The sequence below is a fragment of the Agrobacterium sp. ST15.16.024 genome (assembly GCF_027956545.1).
Taxonomy (GTDB): domain Bacteria; phylum Pseudomonadota; class Alphaproteobacteria; order Rhizobiales; family Rhizobiaceae; genus Agrobacterium; species Agrobacterium cucumeris.
In genome coordinates this window covers 100,194-117,406 of the sequence record NZ_JAQKGO010000009.1, presented here as the reverse complement: position 1 = coordinate 117,406, position 17,213 = coordinate 100,194, and the positions used below count along the sequence as shown (strand labels likewise).

Genomic DNA, 17,213 nt, shown 5'->3' with positions numbered 1-17,213 from the left:
TGCTTGGGGCTGCTCGAAACGACGATAAGCGGGCGAAAACGCCGGAACAGCCACGCCCATGTGGTCTCCGAACTCGGCAGCGCCATCGTCTCGGGCAGAATTGCGGAAGGCTCCCTGCTGCCCAATGATGCCGAACTTTCCCTGCGCTTCGGCGTCTCGCGCACCGTGCTGCGCGAAACCATGAAGACGCTGGCGGCCAAGCGGCTGGTGGAACCGAAAGCAAAGGTCGGCACCCGCGTTCTCGACCGCTCAAGCTGGAATTTCTTCGATCCCGACGTGCTCGGCTGGCGCTGCGAAGCAGGCATAGACGAGGAGTTCGTTACGCATCTGGCAGAAATCCGTCTGGCGCTGGAGCCGGCAGCGGCAGCAGCAGCGGCCCTGCAGGCCTCCAATGACGATATTGTTTCGCTTTACGTCATCGCTGCAAAGTTCGACAATCCAAAACATACGCCGGAAAGTATCGCCAAGGTCGATCTCGAATTCCACCTTGCCGTGGCGCATATGTCCGGCAACCCCTTCATGCGCTCGGCAAGCGGGCTGATTGAAGCGGCACTCGCCATTTCCTTCCAGCTTTCGTCACCTGCCGCCTCACCCGGCACCATCGCCGAAATTGCGTCGAACCATCTGCGCATCGTCCACGCCATTGCCGCACGTGATGCGGATGCCGCCGTCAAAGCCATGCGCCACGTGATCGAGGTGGGCAAGGACCGGACGCAGAAGGCGATCAAGGCGCCCTGAAGAGACTGCGCTCCCCTGTCTTCTGAAACGAAAAACGGGCCGCAACATCCTGAAGACAATCAGAGAAAATTCAGCGTCACCAGCGCCAGCAAGAGATAGCGCCCGACCTTGGCGATGGTGACCAGCAGCAAAAAGACCGGCAGTGGCTCTTTCATGATGCCGGCCGCAACCGTCAGCGGATCGCCGATCAGCGGCGCCCAGCTTAACAGCAGCGACCACCGGCCATAACGCCGATACCAGTTCTGGGAACGTTGCAGCGCGGCCTCGCCAACGGGAAACCAGCGCTTATGCCGGAAGCCTTCAATGCCACGGCCAAGCAGCCAGTTGACGAAGGAGCCGGCGACATTGCCGGCACTGGCGACGACCACCAGCAGCCAGACAGGCTGCGACTTCATGAGGATGAGACCGGCCAGCGCCGCCTCCGACTGCATGGGCAGAATGGTCGCCGCCACAAAGGCCGTCAGAAACAAACCCGCATATATCGCCAGATCGGCCATTTTCCGCCCTTCATCACCAGCGAATCCCGCCGTGGCCCCTGAAGTGCCGGATGATGGCGCGCACCGTCAAGCTCGCCCTGACATCACCGATCCAATATCAGGCCGAATTCTCCGCAATTGCGCGCACAATATCGTCATGATCCACCTCCAGCAGCGCCTTGTGGATGGACAATTGCCTGATATCACCGGATGCGGACAGGATGACGATCACCGTTTCGCGTGGCGGGCAATCCGGCAGGGCGCAGGACAGCTCGCTGACGGTGACGATGTCATCGGCATGCAGATTTAACAGGTTGCGCGCCCATTGTTTCAGAATCCGGGCCTGCGAGACGATCGCGGAACCGCTGCGCGCAAGCGGATTGTTCATGAAGCACCCTTTCGCCTCGCCTGCGAGGCCAATGTATCGAAAAGATCGCGGATTGGCTGTTGCGGCATATCCATGCCGATCAGCACGAGCCGGGTTGCACGGTTGCCATCCGGCCAGCTTTCGAGCCTTGCCAGCGGGTAAAGCCGGTGCTGCACGGCGTGGGCAACCACTGGCCGATCCGGGTCGTCCGTCGCCTGGAAAATACCTTTCAGTCGCAGCAGGCCGGAATGCACGTTGCTGGTGACGAGTTCGAGAAAGGTAACGATCATCTGTGGCTCAAGAGCGCCGTCGAAAGTGAGGTCAAAGGCCTCGACGCCGGCACCATGGCGGTTGATATCATGGGCATGGTCGGCATGCAGGCTCAGCCTGTCGGCCGCCAGCCATCCCGGCACATCCTCCGGCTTGCCGCGCAGCGAGTAATTCTTCGTTGCAAAAAGCGACATGAGATCGAAGCCGGCAGCATTGCGGTCATGCAACAGGGCGGCGGGGTTGAGGTCTGCAAGGCCTTCACGGTCCATCGCTGTCGTATTGGCAAGGTCGGTTTTCGTCAGGACGATGTGGTCGGCAAAGGCAAGCTGTTTCCAGCCTTCGATGAAGCTGTCGAGCATCGCCCGGCCGGACGTGACATCGAAGACAGTCACCACGCCCGAAAGATGAAAGTGCCGGGCGACGATGTGGTCGCGCAACCCAAGCGCCGGTGTGCCGCCGGCAATCAGGCTGTTGATGATCGGCGCAGGATCGGCAAGTCCCGTCGTTTCGATAACGACACGCGATATTTCCGGCATCACCCCTTCCAGAAAGGCCTGATGCAATTCATAAAGCGAGGTGCGGATATCGCTGGTGGCGTTGCAACAGATGCAACCCGTCGTGGTTCTGAAATACCGTTCCGAACCGCTGCGCACCAGATCGTGATCGATGGGCACGGATCCGAATTCATTGACGATGACGGCAGCGTCATGCATGGCCGGTTCGTTCAGAAGCTCGTTCAGCAGGGTAGTCTTTCCCGCACCCAGAAAGCCGGTAAGCAGGGTGACCGGCACCGTCCTGACGGGCTGGGAGACAGCCGTGTCATCTCCTCGTGCAACCGCTTTCTTCCGCGTCATTCCAAACACATCCGCACCTTTGAACCGCATAAAATCAGCGGCAGCTTAATATGTAATGTAATAACATATCAATATTATTCTGAAAGCGTCCGGCAACAGTTCATCATTGTTACCCGGCTGCAAAAAATCATGCCACCTGGGGCGCCGGCATAAAGACGCATGAAAAAACCATGGGCTGGGAAAATGGAATAATAAAATCGTTTCTTTCACTTTCGTTTTATTCGTTCCACGCTCTATTGCATTTTCGTTCAAGTTCGTTTTTAATTCCAAATGCAAATACAGAAAAGATCGCCCACAGCTGGATCGAGGAGGAAGGCTGTAATAAGGGACTGTATCTTTTACTGTTTTCACAATGGGAGGAATCGCCTTGAAAAAACTCAGCTACCGCCTTGCTGCGGCATCCGCGCTTTCGTTTTTTGTCACATCGAATGCTTTCGCTGCGACGGAGATCCAGTGGTGGCACGCCATGACCGGCGCCAATAACGAAGTCGTGGACGCGCTTGCGAAAGAGTTCAACGAAAGCCAGAAAGACTACAAGATCACGCCCGTGTTCAAGGGCACCTATCCGGAAACGCTGAATGCCGGCATCGCCGCATTCCGCGCCAAGCAGCCGCCGGCCATCATTCAGGTCTTCGATGCCGGTTCCGGCGTGATGATGGGTGCCGCCGGCGCCATCAAGCCAGTGGCGGATGTGCTGAAGGAAGGTGGCTACACCTTCAACAAGGATGAATATCTGGCCGGCATCGTCGCCTATTATTCCAAGCCCGACGGCACCATGCTGTCCTTCCCTTACAATTCATCCTCGCCGATCCTCTATTACAACAAGGACACCTTCCAGAAGGCAGGTCTTGACCCGGCCAACCCGCCGAAGACCTGGCCGGAAGTTTTCGAAGCCGCCAAGAAGATCAAGACCAGCGGTGCCGCGCAGTGCGGTTTCACCTCCACCTGGCTTACCTGGATCCAGACCGAAAACTTCGCCGCCTGGAACAACGTGTCCTATGGCAGCAATGAAAACGGGCTTGGTGGTACGGATGTGAAGCTTGCGGTCAATGCGCCGCTGTTCGTCGAGCATTTCCAGGCGATTGCCGATCTCGCCAAGGACGGCACCTTCCGTTATGGCGGACGCACCTCCGAAGCCAAGCAGCTGTTCATGTCCGGCGAATGCGGCATCCTGACCGAATCCTCCGGCGGCCTTGGCGATATCGTCAAGACCGGCATGAATTACGGCATCGGCCAGCTGCCCTATTACGAAGGCCATGGTCCGCAGAACACCATTCCCGGCGGCGCCAGCCTCTGGGTATTCGGTGGCAAGAGCGAAGCGGAATATAAGGGTGTTGCCGAATTCTTCCATTTCCTCTCGCAGACCAAGATCCAGTCTCGCCTGCATCAGGTCTCCGGCTACATGCCGGTAACGATCGCGGCCTATGAGGAAACCAAGAAATCCGGCTTCTACGACAAGAACCCTGCCCGCGAAACGCCGCTGCTGCAGATGATGGGCAAGCCGCCGACAGAAAACTCCAAGGGCGTGCGCCTCGTGAACCTGCCGCAGGTGCGCGACATCATGAACGAAGAGTTCGAGGCGATGCTGGCCGGCAAGCAGGACGCGAAAGCCGCCCTCGACAAGATCGTCGAGCGTGGTGACGCAGCCATCAAGCAGGCCGCCGGCAACTAAACGATCCCTGCCACCGCCCGCATTCTCAAAAAGGGTGCGGGCGGCGTTTCCATCTCATCAGGAGATCGCCGTGCAAAGCGTCGTATTCCCCAACAAGATCCTGCCTTATCTGCTGGTCGCACCGCAGATCATCCTGACGGTGGTCTTTTTCTTCTGGCCCGCAAGCCAGGCGCTCTACCAGTCGACCATGCGCGAGGACGCCTTCGGGCTGAACAGCAATTTCGTCGGGCTGGCCAATTTTTCCGCCGTGCTGTCGGATGAGAGCTATCTCAACTCCCTGCACGTCACCGTCATCTTCAGCGTGCTGACCGCGCTCGTCTCCATGGGCCTTGCGCTGCTTCTGGCAACAGCGGCTGACCGGGTGGTGCGCGGCAAGGGCTTTTACCGTACCATGATGATCATGCCCTATGCCGTGGCGCCTGCCGTCGCCGGCATGTTGTGGCTGTTCATGTTCAACCCCGCCATGGGCACCTTCTCTTATATCCTGCGCCGCAACGGCATCATGTGGGACCCGCTGCTTGACGGTAATCAGGCCATGCTGCTGGTGGTCGCCGCCGCTGCGTGGAAGCAGATCAGCTATAATTTCCTGTTCTTTGTCGCAGGCTTGCAGGCAATTCCGAAATCATTGCTGGAAGCCGCCTCCATTGACGGCGCGCGCGGTTCGCGGCGCTTCTGGACCATCGTTTTCCCGCTGCTGGCGCCGACAACATTCTTCCTTCTGGTCGTCAACACGGTTTACGCCTTCTTCGATACCTTCGGCATCATCCATGCCGTCACCGGCGGCGGCCCCGCCAAGGCGACGGAAACGCTGGTCTACAAGGTCTATAATGATGGCTTCGTGAACCTGAACCTCGGCTCTTCCGCCGCGCAGTCCGTGATCCTGATGGTGATCGTCATTGCGCTCACCGCCTTCCAGTTCCGCTTCGTCGAGAAGCGCGTGCATTACGGCTGAGGATTTCACAATGATTGAAAATCGCCCGGTCGCCCGCATGGTCGCCCATCTGATGCTCATTCTCGGCATCATCGTTGTGGCCTTCCCGATCTATTACACCTTCGTCGCTTCTTCCATGACGTCGACGGATATCATCCGCCCACCCATGTCGCTTTTGCCCGGCGATCATCTGAGCGCCAATTACACCGACGCCATGGTCGGTGGCGTCGAAAGAGTGGTCGGCGTCAGCCTCGAGCGGCTGCTGTTCAACAGCTTCGTCGTGGCGCTCGCCATCGCCATCGGCAAGATCGTCATCTCGTTCCTGTCGGCCTTCGCCATCGTCTTCTTCCGCTTTCCCTTCCGCATGGGCTTTTTCTGGATGATCTTCATCACGCTCATGCTGCCGGTGGAGGTGCGTATCCTGCCCACCTACAAGGTCATCGTCGATCTTGGGTTGATCGACACCTATGCGGGACTGACGCTGCCGCTGATGGCATCTGCGACGGCAACGTTCCTGTTCCGGCAGTTCTTCCTGACCATTCCCGGTGAGCTGGTCGAGGCGGCGCGTATCGACAATGCCGGTCCGTTCCGCTTCATGCGCGAAATTCTGTTGCCGCTGTCGAGAACCAATATCGCCGCCCTATTCGTGATCCTGTTCATCTATGGCTGGACCCAGTATCTCTGGCCACTGCTCGTGACCAACGATGCCAAGATGAACACGATCATCATCGGCCTCAAGCGCATGGTGGATTTCACCGACGCGTCGACGCCTTGGAATTATGTGATGGTGACGGCGATCCTCGCCATCATCCCCCCGATTATGGTTGTGGTGCTGATGCAGCGCTGGTTCGTCAAAGGTTTGGTGGAGACCGAAAAATAATGGCAAAAATTGCGCTGAAAGACGTCCGCAAGGTTTATGGCGGCAATGTCGATGCGATTAAGGGCGTATCGATGGACATCGCCGATGGCGAAATGATCGTGCTGGTCGGCCCCTCCGGCTGCGGAAAATCCACGCTGCTGCGCATGATCGCCGGGCTGGAAAGCATATCGGGCGGCGAGATCGTCATTGGCGACCGCGTCGTCAATGATCTCGAACCCTCCGACCGCGACATCGCCATGGTATTCCAGAACTATGCGCTTTATCCGCATATGACGGTGCGCCAGAACCTTGCCTATGGCCTGAAGAACCGCAACACGCCGAAGGAGGAGATCGAGCGGCGCATCACCGAGGCGGCCAAGGCGCTGGAGATCGAGCAGTTCCTGGAGCGCAAGCCGCGCCAGCTTTCCGGCGGCCAGCGCCAGCGCGTGGCCATGGGCCGCGCCATCGTGCGCAAGCCGGCAGCCTTCCTGTTCGACGAGCCGCTCTCCAACCTCGACGCCAAGCTGCGCGTGCAGATGCGGGTGGAGATCCGCCGCCTGCAACGCTCGCTCGCCACGACAAGCGTTTATGTCACCCATGACCAGATGGAGGCCATGACGCTCGCCGATCGGCTGGTGGTGCTGAACGCCGGCCGCATCGAGCAGATGGGTACGCCGATCGAGCTTTACGAGAAGCCGGCGACCACCTTCGTCGCCACCTTCATCGGTTCGCCCTCCATGAACCTTCTGGCGCACGGCACGGCTTCGTCCAATGGCTCTACCGGCTGGTCGGTGAACGGTGTTACAACACTACCGCAGACCGTCGCCACACTCGGCATTCGCCCGGAAGACATCACGCTTGCCACCGAAGCCCCGGCCGACGCCGCCTTCACCGGCACCGTGCAGGTGGATGCCGTGGAACTGGTGGGAGCGGAAAGCTATGTACACGGCTCCTTCGCCGATGGCACCACCATCGTCTTCCGCGTTCCCGGTCGCTCCCAGCTGGGCATTGGCGAGACACTGAAGATCGCCGCACAGGCAAAGAATTTCCATCTGTTCGATACGACGGGCAAGCGGATCTAAACTTATCGACGAAAATCGAACACCCGCCCTTCGGCGGGTGTTCTTGTATCGCTAGATACCTCCGGCAGCTCCCTACCACACCAGCTCCACCTGCGGCCGGCCGTTGGAGGTTTTCTCCACGGTGCGGCCGGATGTGTCGATATTGCAGTGGACGCGTTGCCGGAAGGCGGAGAAGCTTTCGAAGGTCACGACGTCGACGGGATCATCCAGATGCAGGGTGAGCCGATAGCGTTCCGGGTCACCGCCGAGCGCCTGGACACCCAGCACCGAGGCGACGAAAGGCTGGCCTAGATAAAGGCCTTCCACTCTCGAACCCAGAAGATATGGATTGAAGGCGGGGCGGTTGCCGGCTGCTGCGTGCAGAGTGTTCCAGTCGCGGAAGCCATATTGCGCGGCGATGAGTTCCAGCGCCTTTGAGTGGGTAATTGCCTGTCCCTGTTCCTCAAGCGCTGTGCGCAGGCGTTTTGCCTGCTCTTTCAGCCCCTCAAGGGCGGGAAGCGGTTTGGACACGTTCATAACGGTTCTCCAACATTGACATGCCGAATTTTCCGAAGGGGGTCCGCGTTGCCATCGACGACATGCAAAACATGGGGATGACCGTTATCAGGGATGAGAGCTTCACCAGGGGCATAAATGCCTGCGGACGGCCGGGGCTCTCTGCCCGTGGCCGTCCGTATAACTCAGAACGGGCCGCCCGTCAAAGGCGGCGCTGAAGGGCGTCCCGGGATCAGAAGCGATAGGTGATACCGGCACCGATCAGCCAGGGATCGAGCCTGGCCTTGCCGCTGATCGGCGTGCCGCCCAGTTCGGCGGTCCAGTCGGTCTTCAGGAAGATTTTTTTCACGTCGAAGTTCACGCCCCAATGTTCGTCGAGCATATAGTCGAAACCGACCTGCACGGCAGCACCGAGCTTGTTCTTGACATCAAGATTGCTGAAACCGGGCTGTTCGGACTGGTTGTAGAACAGCGAATAGTTCACGCCCGCACCGATATAGGGCTTGAAAGCGCCGAAATCGGTGAAGTGATATTGCAGCGTCAGCGTCGGCGGCAGCAGCCATGTCTTGCCAACCGGCGTGCCGGCCAACACACCCTCGCCGTTGATCTTGGCATAGGTGGTGCCGAGAATGAGTTCGGCGGCAAAATTCGGCGTGAAGAAATAGGTGATGTCGAGTTCCGGGATCACCGTATCGGAATAGGAAAGGCCGGCACCGGGCACGCCGTCGACGCTGCCGCTGTCATTGGTGATGACGCCGAGACCGCGCACGCGCAGCATCCACGGGCTTGCCGCCGCAATCGCCTCTTCGGCGGTGGGCGCCGGGGCGGCCGGGGCCAGATCGGCGGCCATGGCATTGGCCGATACCAGCATCGCCACAGCGCTAACCGCGACGCTGGCAAGCAAGGCGGTTCTTTTGTTCCTGTTCGTCATTCCATCTCTCCTTTAGCGCAGCCTGTATCCGTTCGGACATTCCCCAGGGCGCGTCTCACCTTCTCGAACCGGCGCATCGGAACTTGCCGATGCCGCAGCCGTCACCGGGCAACCCAGAAACCGGCTGATGACGGCTGGCTGCGAATCCTCGGTGCCACGACCGTCGCGGCCACTATGGCGAAGGGCGGGAGACACCAATTGAGATGGATCAAACCGTTGCGGCATTGACCAATGCCGAGGACGTACGGCTGGAGATTGTGACAATTGCGCAACAACAGGAGGCGGGAGACCGGCGCAAGATCGCCATGGACAGCGCATGAAAAAGGCGGGAGATGATCCCCCGCCCCGCTTTTTCAACAATGGACTTGCGCGTCAGACGTAACGATTGACGACGTTCTCCAGATATTCCTGACGACCGGATTTCGGCTCGGGATTGATATCCTCCCGCTCCACCAGCGCGGTAATCTCGTCGAGCTTCAGTTCGCCGCGCAGCATCTTCTGGGCCTCCGGCGAATCCCACTTGGCATAACGCTCCGCAAGTGGCTTCGACAGCGCGCCGTCCTCGACCATCTTCGCCGCCGCCTTCAGGCCACGGGCGCAGCAATCCATACCGCCGATATGACCGATCAGCAGGTCCTGCGGATCGAGCGACTGGCGACGCAGCTTGGAATCGAAATTGGTGCCGCCATTCTTGAAGCCGCCACCGGCAAGCACGTGGTAATAGGCGAGCGCCATTTCCGGCACGTTGTTGGGGAACTGGTCGGTATCCCAGCCGGACTGGTAATCGTTGCGGTTCATGTCGATGGAGCCGAAAATGCCGAAGGCATTGGCCATGGCCAGCTCATGCTCGAAGGAATGGCCGGCAAGGATGGCATGGCCCTGCTCGATATTGACCTTCACTTCCTTTTCCAGACCGTTCTTCTGCAGGAAGGCGTAAACGGTGGCGACATCATAGTCGTACTGGTGCTTGGTCGGCTCCTGCGGTTTCGGCTCGATCAGGATCGTGCCCTCAAAGCCGATCTTGTATTTATATTCCACCACCAGATTGAGGAAGCGGCCAAGCTGGTCAAGCTCACGTGACAGATCGGTGTTGAGCAGGGTTTCGTAACCCTCACGGCCACCCCACAGAACGTAGTTCGCGCCGCCGAGCTTCTTGGTGGCATCCATGCAGGTCTTCACCGTGGCGGCGGAGAATGCAAAGACGTCAGGGTCCGGATTGGTTGCCGCACCGGACATGAAACGCCGGTTGGAGAAAAGGTTCGCCGTGCCCCACAGCAGTTTCACGCCGGTCTGCGCCTGCTTTTCAGCAAAATAATCAACGATTTCGTTGAGGTTCTTCGTGTTCTCAGCAAAGTTTTTGCCTTCCGGGCGCACATCCGCATCATGGAAGCAATAAAACGGCGAACCGAGCAGCGAGAAGAACTCAAAAGCCACATCTGCCTTCAGCTTCGCCGCCTGCATGGTGTCTTCGAACCACGGACGCTCAAACGTCTGGCCGCCGAAGGGGTCACCGCCCGGCCAGGTGAAGGTGTGCCAGTAGGCCACCGCGAAACGCAGGTGATCTTCCATGCGCTTGCCGGCAACGATTTCATCGGGGTTATAGTGGCGGAAGGCCAGCGGGTTGGTGCTGTCGGGGCCTTCATATTTGATCTTGGCGATATCGCCGAAAAAACCTGTACTCATGGTGGGTCCTCCTGTGGTGTGTTTAGATGAAATTCCGGAGGGTATGGTTACCCCCCTCTGTCCTGCCGGACATCTCCCCCACAAGGGGGGAGATCAGATGCCGTACTCGCTCGTTCCATGGGCGAGGTGTCCGCCGCTTGTCGATCTCCCCCCTTGTGGGGGAGATGTCCGGCAGGACAGAGGGGGGTAGCCCCCCTCAATCCCTCAATGCGAAAGCGCCCGAATAGCCGGAAAAAGCGCATGATACCGCCGATAAGCCTCCTCATAGGCCCCAGCCAGATCAGCCACCGGCTCAATCGTCCGCGCCGTCTCCGGCTGCGAGCAAACGGCAACCGGATCAGCCCCCGTCGCGGCGATGAGGCCGAGGCGGGCGGCGCCGAAGGCCGCGCCGAAATCGCCCTCTGCCGGAATATCCACGGGCACGCCGAGCGAAGTGGCGATGGAAGCCAGCCAATAGGCCGAACGCGAACCACCGCCGATGGCGGTAACACGCGAAATCGAGGTGCCGGCAGATTTCAGCGCTTCGAGATTGTCGCGGATGGCAAAGGTGACACCTTCCAGAACGGCCTGTGTCAGCGCCTTGCGGTCGCTTTCATGCGAAAGACCGATGAAGGAGCCGCGAATGGCTGCGTCATTATGCGGGGTGCGCTCGCCGGAAAGATAGGGCGCGAAGGTAACGCCGGTCGGCGCAAGCAGCGTCTCTCCCAGCTCGGCGGTCAGATCGGCGGCGGATTGGCCGGTGAGGCGCGAATACCAGTTCAGCGCATCGGTAGCGGAGAGGATGACGCCCATCTGGTGCCAGGTGTTGGGCAGCGCATGGCAGAAGGCATGCACGGCGCTTTCCGGCTTCGGCAAATAGGAGGCGTTGGCGGCAAACAGCACGCCTGATGTGCCAAGCGACACGAAGGCGTGGCCTTCCTTCACCGTGCCCATGCCGCAGGCGGAAGCGGCATTATCGCCAGCGCCGCCGGCCACCACGGTGCGGCCGGAAATGCCCCATTCGGACGCGAGTTCGGCGCGGAGCACGCCAGCCTCATCCGTGCCTTCCACCAGCGACGGCATGTGTTTTTCATCAAGGCCGGTGGCGGCGAGAAGTTCGGACGACCATTTGCGCGCGCCGGTATCGAGCCACGAGGTGCCGGCGGAGTCTGACATCTCGGAGATATATTCGCCGGTCAGCCAAAGGCGCAGATAATCCTTCGGCAGCAGCACCTTCGCCACTTTCGCGAAGATTTCAGGCTCGTTCTTCGCCACCCAGGCAAGCTTCGGCGCGGTGAAACCGGGGAAGACGATATTGCCTGTTATCTTGCGGAAACGCGGATCGGCATCGAGTGCGGCAGCCTCGGCATGGGAACGCGTGTCGTTCCACAGGATGCAGGGGCGCAGCACCTTGCCGGCCGCGTCGATCAGCGTCGCGCCATGCATCTGGCCGGAAAGGCCGATGCCCTTTACCGCGGCAAGCTCCTTCGGGAACTTTTGCTTCAGGCCGGCGACGGCGGTTTTCGCGGCGGCGATCCAGTCCGCCGGATCCTGTTCCGACCAGCCGTGATGCGGACGCGAAACCTCCAGCGAGCCATTGGCCGAACCGACAATCTTCTGATCGCCATCCATCAGCAGGGCTTTGATGCCTGAAGTGCCAAGATCGAGACCGAGATACATGTATTTCTCCATTCCGGCGCTCCATGCGCCACTTTCAGCGTTTTTTAAAAGTCACCGCATTTCCGGATGGAAAACCGGCGGCCACTTTTCCTGGAAATGCTTGTCAGGGCAGATTGTCCCTGAGGAATATGTCGATACGGATACGTTCCTGCGCCGCGATGACAGACTGGCCGTCCGCACGTGCCTTCAACACGCGGATGGCACTGCGCACCTCGTGGCCGGCGTCCTGGTTGAGCACGGCATCAAGCACGCCTTCCCGCAGCGCATTGGCAGTGTTTTCGGTCAGTTCGTGGGCAATGACAGACAAGGGCCTTTCACCGCCGGCGACTCTCAGCGCCCGGATGAGGCCGCGATTACCGGCGCCGAGGCTGTAGATGCCTGACAGCGCAGCATTGCCCAGCGCTCCGGCAACCAGCGCCTCGACGGTTGCCGGGTCATCCTTGCCCTCGAGCACCGGAAGAAGCCGCAATTGCGGAAATTCAGCCTCGATGACGGCGCGAAAACCTTCCAGACGTTCGCGATGGTCACGCACCAGCATGGAACCGGCGACAACGGCGATATCGCCGCCACGGGTGGAGAGGAAACGTCCCATCAGGCTCGCCGCCGTGCGCCCCGCCGCAGCATTGTCCACACCGGCATAATGGTCACGGCGTGAGCCGGAAAGATCGGAAACCAGCGTCACCGTGGCGATGCCGTCTTCCGCCAGCCGGTCTGCCGCTTCCGCCACATCTTGCGAATCGGTGGCGACGAAAGCCACGCCGGAGGGTTTTTCCCGCCGCGCCACTTCCAGGGCCTCGGTCAGTGCTGCGGCATTAAAGGGCGGCACCTCGATGATGCGGATCGCCGTGCGCTCCAGATGAGAGCGGGAGGCAGCCGCCCGCACCTCGGCCCTCAGCGTTGCCATGAAGGAATTGTCATTGCCCGGCAGGATGAAGACCAGCGAATAATTGCGGCCCTTGGCCAGATTGGCGGCGGCGATATCGCGCACATAACCAAGCTCGGCAATCGCCGCCTCCACCCGGGCGCGGGTGGCGGCGTGGACGCCCGGACGCATGTTCAGCACCCGGTCGATGGTGGCGAGGCTGACGCCCGCGCGCTCGGCAATATCATGAACTGTCGGCTTCATGGCTCCTCCCCTCGCCCTTGAATATCCAGCTTTGGGGCCGAGGTAAACCGAAAAATGATGTACGTACCTCATATTTCATCGAAAGGCGGCATCGGGTTGGCGGCTCTTGGCGAAACGGTGCCGCCTGTTTCTTCTCCCCGCCGGGGAGAAGGTGGCCCGCAGGGTCGGATGAGGGGGCAACCTTGCCGGATTGCGGAGAGCTCGCCCCCTCATCCCGCTGCCGCGGACTTCTCCCCGGCGGGGAGAAGAAATATGCCGCAACCACTCGCTCCATATTCATCGGCAGACAAAAAAAGGGGCCGTCATTTTCGACGGCCCCAGCTCTGCGGTGGATGGGAGGGGATTTTTTTAGTGCGCCGCGTCTGGCGGCGGCGCTGCCTTGGGTTTCTGGATCAGGATCGTCATGAAGATCAGGCTGCCGAACAAAAGCGTCAGCGCGAAGAACACATCCGCGAAGGCCAGGATCCATGCCTGCTGCGAGACCATGCCGACCAGTTTCTTGATCGCGACGGACGCGCCGTCCAGCCCGTAGGAATCATAGTTCGCGCCGACATTGTTCAGCCATTCCAGCGCCTGCGGATTGGAGTAGCTGATATGTTCCGCCAGCCGCACATAGTGATCGTCGGTGCGCTGCGACAGCATGGTGTTGATGACCGCAAGGCCAACCGCGCCGCCAAGGTTACGGGTGAGGTTGAACAGGCCCGACGCATTGCGGATGCGGGCGGGCGGCAGCGTGCCGAGCGCGATGTTGTTGATCGGCACCATGCACATCATCAGGCCAAAACCGCGCAGGATCTGCGGGATCAGCAGTTCATAGAAGTCCCAGTCGGTCGTCACATACGTCATGATCCACGTACCGCAGCCGAAGCTGATGAAGCCGATGGCCATCATCGCCCGCGGGTCGAGCTTGGTGGAGACCTTGCCGGCGATCGGCGCGGTGAAGAACATCGCAAGGCCGGAGACGAACATGGTCTCGCCGATCATCAGCGCATCATATCCCCTCACCCGGCCGAGATAGAGCGGGTAGAGATAGGTCAGGCCATAAAGCCCGATGCCCATGACGAAGGAAAACAGCGAGCCGATGGAGAAATTTCGATCGGCAAAGGCGCGGATATCCACGACAGGGAATTCCACCTTGAAGGCGCGCCAGAAGAACACCACCGCACCGATGACCATGGCGATGGACCCGATCACGATACGTTCATCGTTGAACCAGTCCTTGTTGTTGCCTTCTTCCAGCACATATTCCAGCGATCCGAGGAAGACCCCCATGGAGATGAGGCCCCACCAGTCGAATTTCTTCCAGAGCGACCGTTCCGGCTTGTCGAAATCGATCAGGCTCCAGGTCAGGATGGTGACGATGATGCCCGGAATGATGTTGACGAGGAACAGCCAGTGCCAGGAAAAGGCATTGGAGAGATAACCGCCGACCGTCGGGCCGATGGTGGGCGCAAGCGTGGCGACCAGACCGATGATCGGCGAGACGACGGAGCGCTTCGACGGCGGGAAGATGGTAAAGGCCGCCGCGAAGACGGAGGGGATCATGCCGCCGCCGATAAAGCCCTGGATCGCCCGGTAGACGATCATCTGGTCGATATTGGTGGCGGTGGCGCAAAGCGCGCTCGAAAGCGTGAAGCCGGCCGCACAGGTGGCAAACAGCACGCGCGTGGACAGGATGCGCGCCAGCGTGCCTGACAGCGGAATCATGATCACTTCGGCGATCAGATAGGAAGTCTGCACCCAGGCGATCTCATCCGACCCCGCGCCGAGGCCGGCCTGGATTTCCGCCAGCGAGGCGGAAACGATCTGAATATCGAGAATGGACATGAACATGCCGAAGACCATCGCAAAGAACGCGATGAGCCTGCGCCTGTCCATCGGAGGATCGGCGGGGATCGACGCCCCGCCCGTACCGACAACCGTAGCCGCCATGATCTTGCCCTCAACGAAGCCTTACTTGGCCTGCGGGTTAACTTGCGCCGTTTTCGTGGTTTCCGGCGCCGTGCGGGTATCGACATCGACCACCACGCTCAAGCCCGCGCGCAGATTGTGCTTTGCAAGGTCTTCCTTGGAGAAGACGATACGCACAGGCACGCGCTGGATGACCTTGGTGAAGTTGCCCGTGGCGTTTTCCGGCGGCAGCATCGAGAAGACCGAGCCGGAGCCGGGCGAGATCGACTGCACCGTGCCTTCAATGGTCGCATCATTAAATGCATCCACATGCACGCGCACCTTCGAGCCGGGCACCACGCTGGCCAGCTGCGTTTCCTTGAAATTGGCGTCGATATAAAGCTCATTCATCGGCACCAGCGAAGCCAGACGCTTGCCAACCGAGACGAGATCACCCGTCTGCACCGCCAGATTGCCGATGACGCCGTCATATGGCGCTTTCAGCACGGTGAAGGACAGGTCGCGAGCGGCCTTGTCGCGGGAAAGCTGCAGCGAGCGGATGGTGCTCTCGGCTTCCTCGCGCTGGGCGCGCAGCAGCTCGACATTGGCTTTTGCCGAGGCAATCGCCGCATCGCCGGCTACGACATTCGCCCTGGCCTGATCGAGCGCGACCTGGGCGTTGTCGGAAGCGGCAACGGTGCCGACATCCTTCGCCTGCAATTCGCTGGCACGCTTCTGGGTGATTTCGGCACCACGAAGGGCGGCATCCAGTGCGCCTTTCTGGGCGACAGCCTGTTCCTGCGATGCCTCGCCACCGACGATCTGCGCATCGATACGCTTCAGCGACAGTTCCTCGGTGCGGATCTGCGCCTCGGCCTGATCGAGCGCGATGCGATAGTCGCCATCGTCGAGCGTCACGAGCGGATCGCCCGCCTTGACTTCCTGGTTTTCAACCACATTCACCTTGGCAACGTAACCAGACACCTTGGGCGCGATGACGGCGATGTCACCTTCTATATAGGCATCGTCGGTCGAGACCATGAAGCGGCCATCGATCCACCAGTTGTAACCGTACCAGCCGGCACCGGCCAGAAGGGCGACGGCGATGACCGGCAGAAGCTTCGAACGCTTCTTCTGCTTCGGAGCAGCGGTTGTCTGGGGCGGCTGTTGCGGCGGGGCATCTGCCGGCTTTGCCGGAGAGGTCTCGGCCTTGGCGGAGATATCCGCCTCTTCCGCATCGTTGACGGCGCGAACCGCGCTATTTTTCTGGGCCGACATGAGAGTATACCGTGATAGATTGAAGAAAGTTTTTCGAACTGAACCGTTCGGTTCGATTGACATAATCTCTTTCCTGACACATATCAAGTGTTATCGAACCGATTGGTTCGACGTCTGGTTAATTTTTTTTACGCCATTGTGGTGCTAGGAGGCGATAACGATGGCAGGGGAAAACATGGATATGGAAGCGGACATGGAAACGGGCTGTCCCGGAAACCCCGCCGGGCGTTTTGCGGCGGGTGAGGACCCGGCTAAGCGCGGGCAGATTCTGGCCGGTGCCTGGCGCGTTTTCAAGCGCAAGGGCTTCGACGCCGCCAGCATGAACGACATCACCCGGGAAGCGGGCGTTTCCAAGGGCACGATCTATGTCTATTTCTCCAATAAGGAAGATCTGTTCGCCGCCCTCGTCGATCAGCACCGGCAGGAATTCGCCACCTCCATGCGCAACATTCTGGCCGGCACCGAAGAGGTGCGCGAAGGCCTGAAGCAGTTCGGCAAGGCCTTCGCCAACAAGATGATCTGTTCAGACATGGTCCCCGCCATGCGCTCGGTCATCGGCGTCATCGACCGCATGCCGAAGCTGGCGCAGCGTTTCTTCATCGCAGCACCCAACAATGTGCGCACCGTGCTTCAGGATTTCATCGAGCATCACGTCGCGCTCGGACACCTGAAAGTCGACGACGTCGAGCTTGCCGCCCGGCAATATATAGAGCTTTCCACCGGCACCTTCTTCAAGCTGCGCCTGTTCGGCGAAATCGATGGCCCGGTTCCCGAAGAGGAACTCGACCGGGTGATCAACAGCGCCATCACGGTATTCATGGCGGCTTACGGAACCAACAGGGCCTGACTTCATTCAGCAACGGCACCAGCGCCGACACCCGGCCTGCGCGAAATTTCGATGA

At 60.0% G+C, this 17,213-nt stretch carries 16 protein-coding genes; 6 read left to right on the top strand and 10 right to left on the bottom strand.

The window, feature by feature from the left end; genetic code table 11:
- Positions 1-3 precede the first annotated feature (3 nt).
- The gene (locus tag PL640_RS21350) at positions 4-738 is read left to right on the top strand and encodes a FadR/GntR family transcriptional regulator (RefSeq protein ID WP_271363454.1); all 735 of its coding nucleotides are present in this window, start codon (positions 4-6) and stop codon (positions 736-738) included.
- Between the two features lie 59 nt (positions 739-797).
- Here the strand turns inward: PL640_RS21350 and PL640_RS21345 are convergent, their stop codons facing one another.
- The 3 genes from PL640_RS21345 to PL640_RS21335 form a co-directional block, all read right to left on the bottom strand.
- Positions 798-1,235, bottom strand: a complete 438-nt coding sequence (locus tag PL640_RS21345) for a YqaA family protein (protein ID WP_142842771.1) — start codon at positions 1,233-1,235, stop codon at positions 798-800.
- A gap of 97 nt (positions 1,236-1,332) precedes the next feature.
- Complete coding sequence (locus tag PL640_RS21340) at positions 1,333-1,602, bottom strand: hypothetical protein (protein WP_142842770.1); 270 nt, start codon at positions 1,600-1,602, stop codon at positions 1,333-1,335.
- On the bottom strand, positions 1,599-2,705 hold the full coding sequence (locus PL640_RS21335) for a CobW family GTP-binding protein (protein ID WP_237681442.1): 1,107 nt from the start codon (positions 2,703-2,705) through the stop codon (positions 1,599-1,601). The genes PL640_RS21340 and PL640_RS21335 overlap by 4 nt, the downstream gene beginning before the upstream one ends.
- A 361-nt stretch (positions 2,706-3,066) precedes the next feature.
- Between PL640_RS21335 and ugpB the strand changes: the two genes are divergently transcribed.
- The 4 genes from ugpB (at position 3,067) to PL640_RS21315 (ending at position 7,249) form a co-directional block, all read left to right on the top strand.
- On the top strand, positions 3,067-4,377 hold the full coding sequence (gene ugpB / locus PL640_RS21330) for a sn-glycerol-3-phosphate ABC transporter substrate-binding protein UgpB (protein ID WP_271363494.1): 1,311 nt from the start codon (positions 3,067-3,069) through the stop codon (positions 4,375-4,377).
- Between the two features lie 70 nt (positions 4,378-4,447).
- Entirely contained in the window at positions 4,448-5,329 is an 882-nt protein-coding gene (ugpA, locus tag PL640_RS21325; protein WP_142842768.1) for a sn-glycerol-3-phosphate ABC transporter permease UgpA, read from the top strand.
- A 10-nt stretch (positions 5,330-5,339) separates the two neighbouring features.
- Positions 5,340-6,188, top strand: a complete 849-nt coding sequence (gene ugpE / locus PL640_RS21320; protein ID WP_271363453.1) for a sn-glycerol-3-phosphate ABC transporter permease UgpE — start codon at positions 5,340-5,342, stop codon at positions 6,186-6,188.
- The gene (locus PL640_RS21315; protein WP_271363452.1) at positions 6,188-7,249 is read left to right on the top strand and encodes a sn-glycerol-3-phosphate import ATP-binding protein UgpC; all 1,062 of its coding nucleotides are present in this window, start codon (positions 6,188-6,190) and stop codon (positions 7,247-7,249) included. The genes ugpE and PL640_RS21315 overlap by 1 nt, the downstream gene beginning before the upstream one ends.
- Before the next feature lie 72 nt (positions 7,250-7,321).
- Here PL640_RS21315 and PL640_RS21310 read toward each other — a convergent pair whose 3' ends face one another.
- The 7 genes from PL640_RS21310 to PL640_RS21280 all read right to left on the bottom strand — a co-directional run bounded on the left by PL640_RS21310 (position 7,322) and on the right by PL640_RS21280 (position 16,311).
- A complete protein-coding gene (locus PL640_RS21310; protein ID WP_269699469.1) occupies positions 7,322-7,765 on the bottom strand; it encodes a glyoxalase superfamily protein in 444 nt (147 codons plus the stop codon).
- 211 nt (positions 7,766-7,976) lie between these two features.
- The gene (locus PL640_RS21305; RefSeq protein WP_271363451.1) at positions 7,977-8,675 is read right to left on the bottom strand and encodes an OmpW/AlkL family protein; all 699 of its coding nucleotides are present in this window, start codon (positions 8,673-8,675) and stop codon (positions 7,977-7,979) included.
- A gap of 372 nt (positions 8,676-9,047) precedes the next feature.
- Positions 9,048-10,358 carry a xylose isomerase gene (gene xylA, locus PL640_RS21300; RefSeq protein WP_142842763.1) on the bottom strand — a complete coding sequence of 437 codons (1,311 nt, stop codon included), beginning with the start codon at positions 10,356-10,358 and terminating at the stop codon, positions 9,048-9,050.
- A gap of 204 nt (positions 10,359-10,562) precedes the next feature.
- On the bottom strand, positions 10,563-12,017 hold the full coding sequence (gene xylB / locus PL640_RS21295) for a xylulokinase (protein WP_271363493.1): 1,455 nt from the start codon (positions 12,015-12,017) through the stop codon (positions 10,563-10,565).
- Between the two features lie 103 nt (positions 12,018-12,120).
- Positions 12,121-13,143, bottom strand: coding sequence for a LacI family DNA-binding transcriptional regulator (locus PL640_RS21290; RefSeq protein WP_271363450.1), 1,023 nt, complete (start codon positions 13,141-13,143; stop codon positions 12,121-12,123).
- A 348-nt stretch (positions 13,144-13,491) separates the two neighbouring features.
- Positions 13,492-15,075: a DHA2 family efflux MFS transporter permease subunit gene (locus PL640_RS21285; RefSeq protein WP_142842761.1), complete on the bottom strand. Its 1,584-nt coding sequence runs from the start codon at positions 15,073-15,075 to the stop codon at positions 13,492-13,494.
- A 21-nt stretch (positions 15,076-15,096) separates the two neighbouring features.
- Complete coding sequence (locus PL640_RS21280; protein WP_271363449.1) at positions 15,097-16,311, bottom strand: HlyD family secretion protein; 1,215 nt, start codon at positions 16,309-16,311, stop codon at positions 15,097-15,099.
- Positions 16,312-16,471: 160 nt separating this feature from the next.
- On the opposite strand from PL640_RS21280, the gene PL640_RS21275 reads away from it, so the two are divergent.
- Positions 16,472-17,158, top strand: a complete 687-nt coding sequence (locus PL640_RS21275; protein ID WP_271363448.1) for a TetR/AcrR family transcriptional regulator — start codon at positions 16,472-16,474, stop codon at positions 17,156-17,158.
- The last annotated feature ends 55 nt before the right edge of the window (positions 17,159-17,213 follow it).

Excerpts from the sequence above, each read along its gene's own strand:
- ugpE (WP_271363453.1), top strand. The coding sequence starts at position 5,340 with ATGATTGAAAATCGCCCGGTCGCCCGCATGGTCGCCCATCTGATGCTC.
- PL640_RS21285 (WP_142842761.1), bottom strand. The coding sequence starts at position 15,075 with ATGGCGGCTACGGTTGTCGGTACGGGCGGGGCGTCGATCCCCGCCGAT.
- PL640_RS21275 (WP_271363448.1), top strand. The coding sequence starts at position 16,472 with ATGGCAGGGGAAAACATGGATATGGAAGCGGACATGGAAACGGGCTGT.
- xylA (WP_142842763.1), bottom strand. The coding sequence starts at position 10,358 with ATGAGTACAGGTTTTTTCGGCGATATCGCCAAGATCAAATATGAAGGC.
- PL640_RS21290 (WP_271363450.1), bottom strand. The coding sequence starts at position 13,143 with ATGAAGCCGACAGTTCATGATATTGCCGAGCGCGCGGGCGTCAGCCTC.
- PL640_RS21340 (WP_142842770.1), bottom strand. The coding sequence starts at position 1,602 with ATGAACAATCCGCTTGCGCGCAGCGGTTCCGCGATCGTCTCGCAGGCC.
- PL640_RS21305 (WP_271363451.1), bottom strand. The coding sequence starts at position 8,675 with ATGACGAACAGGAACAAAAGAACCGCCTTGCTTGCCAGCGTCGCGGTT.
- PL640_RS21315 (WP_271363452.1), top strand. The coding sequence starts at position 6,188 with ATGGCAAAAATTGCGCTGAAAGACGTCCGCAAGGTTTATGGCGGCAAT.
- PL640_RS21310 (WP_269699469.1), bottom strand. The coding sequence starts at position 7,765 with ATGAACGTGTCCAAACCGCTTCCCGCCCTTGAGGGGCTGAAAGAGCAG.
- PL640_RS21280 (WP_271363449.1), bottom strand. The coding sequence starts at position 16,311 with ATGTCGGCCCAGAAAAATAGCGCGGTTCGCGCCGTCAACGATGCGGAA.
- PL640_RS21335 (WP_237681442.1), bottom strand. The coding sequence starts at position 2,705 with ATGACGCGGAAGAAAGCGGTTGCACGAGGAGATGACACGGCTGTCTCC.
- xylB (WP_271363493.1), bottom strand. The coding sequence starts at position 12,017 with ATGTATCTCGGTCTCGATCTTGGCACTTCAGGCATCAAAGCCCTGCTG.
- PL640_RS21345 (WP_142842771.1), bottom strand. The coding sequence starts at position 1,235 with ATGGCCGATCTGGCGATATATGCGGGTTTGTTTCTGACGGCCTTTGTG.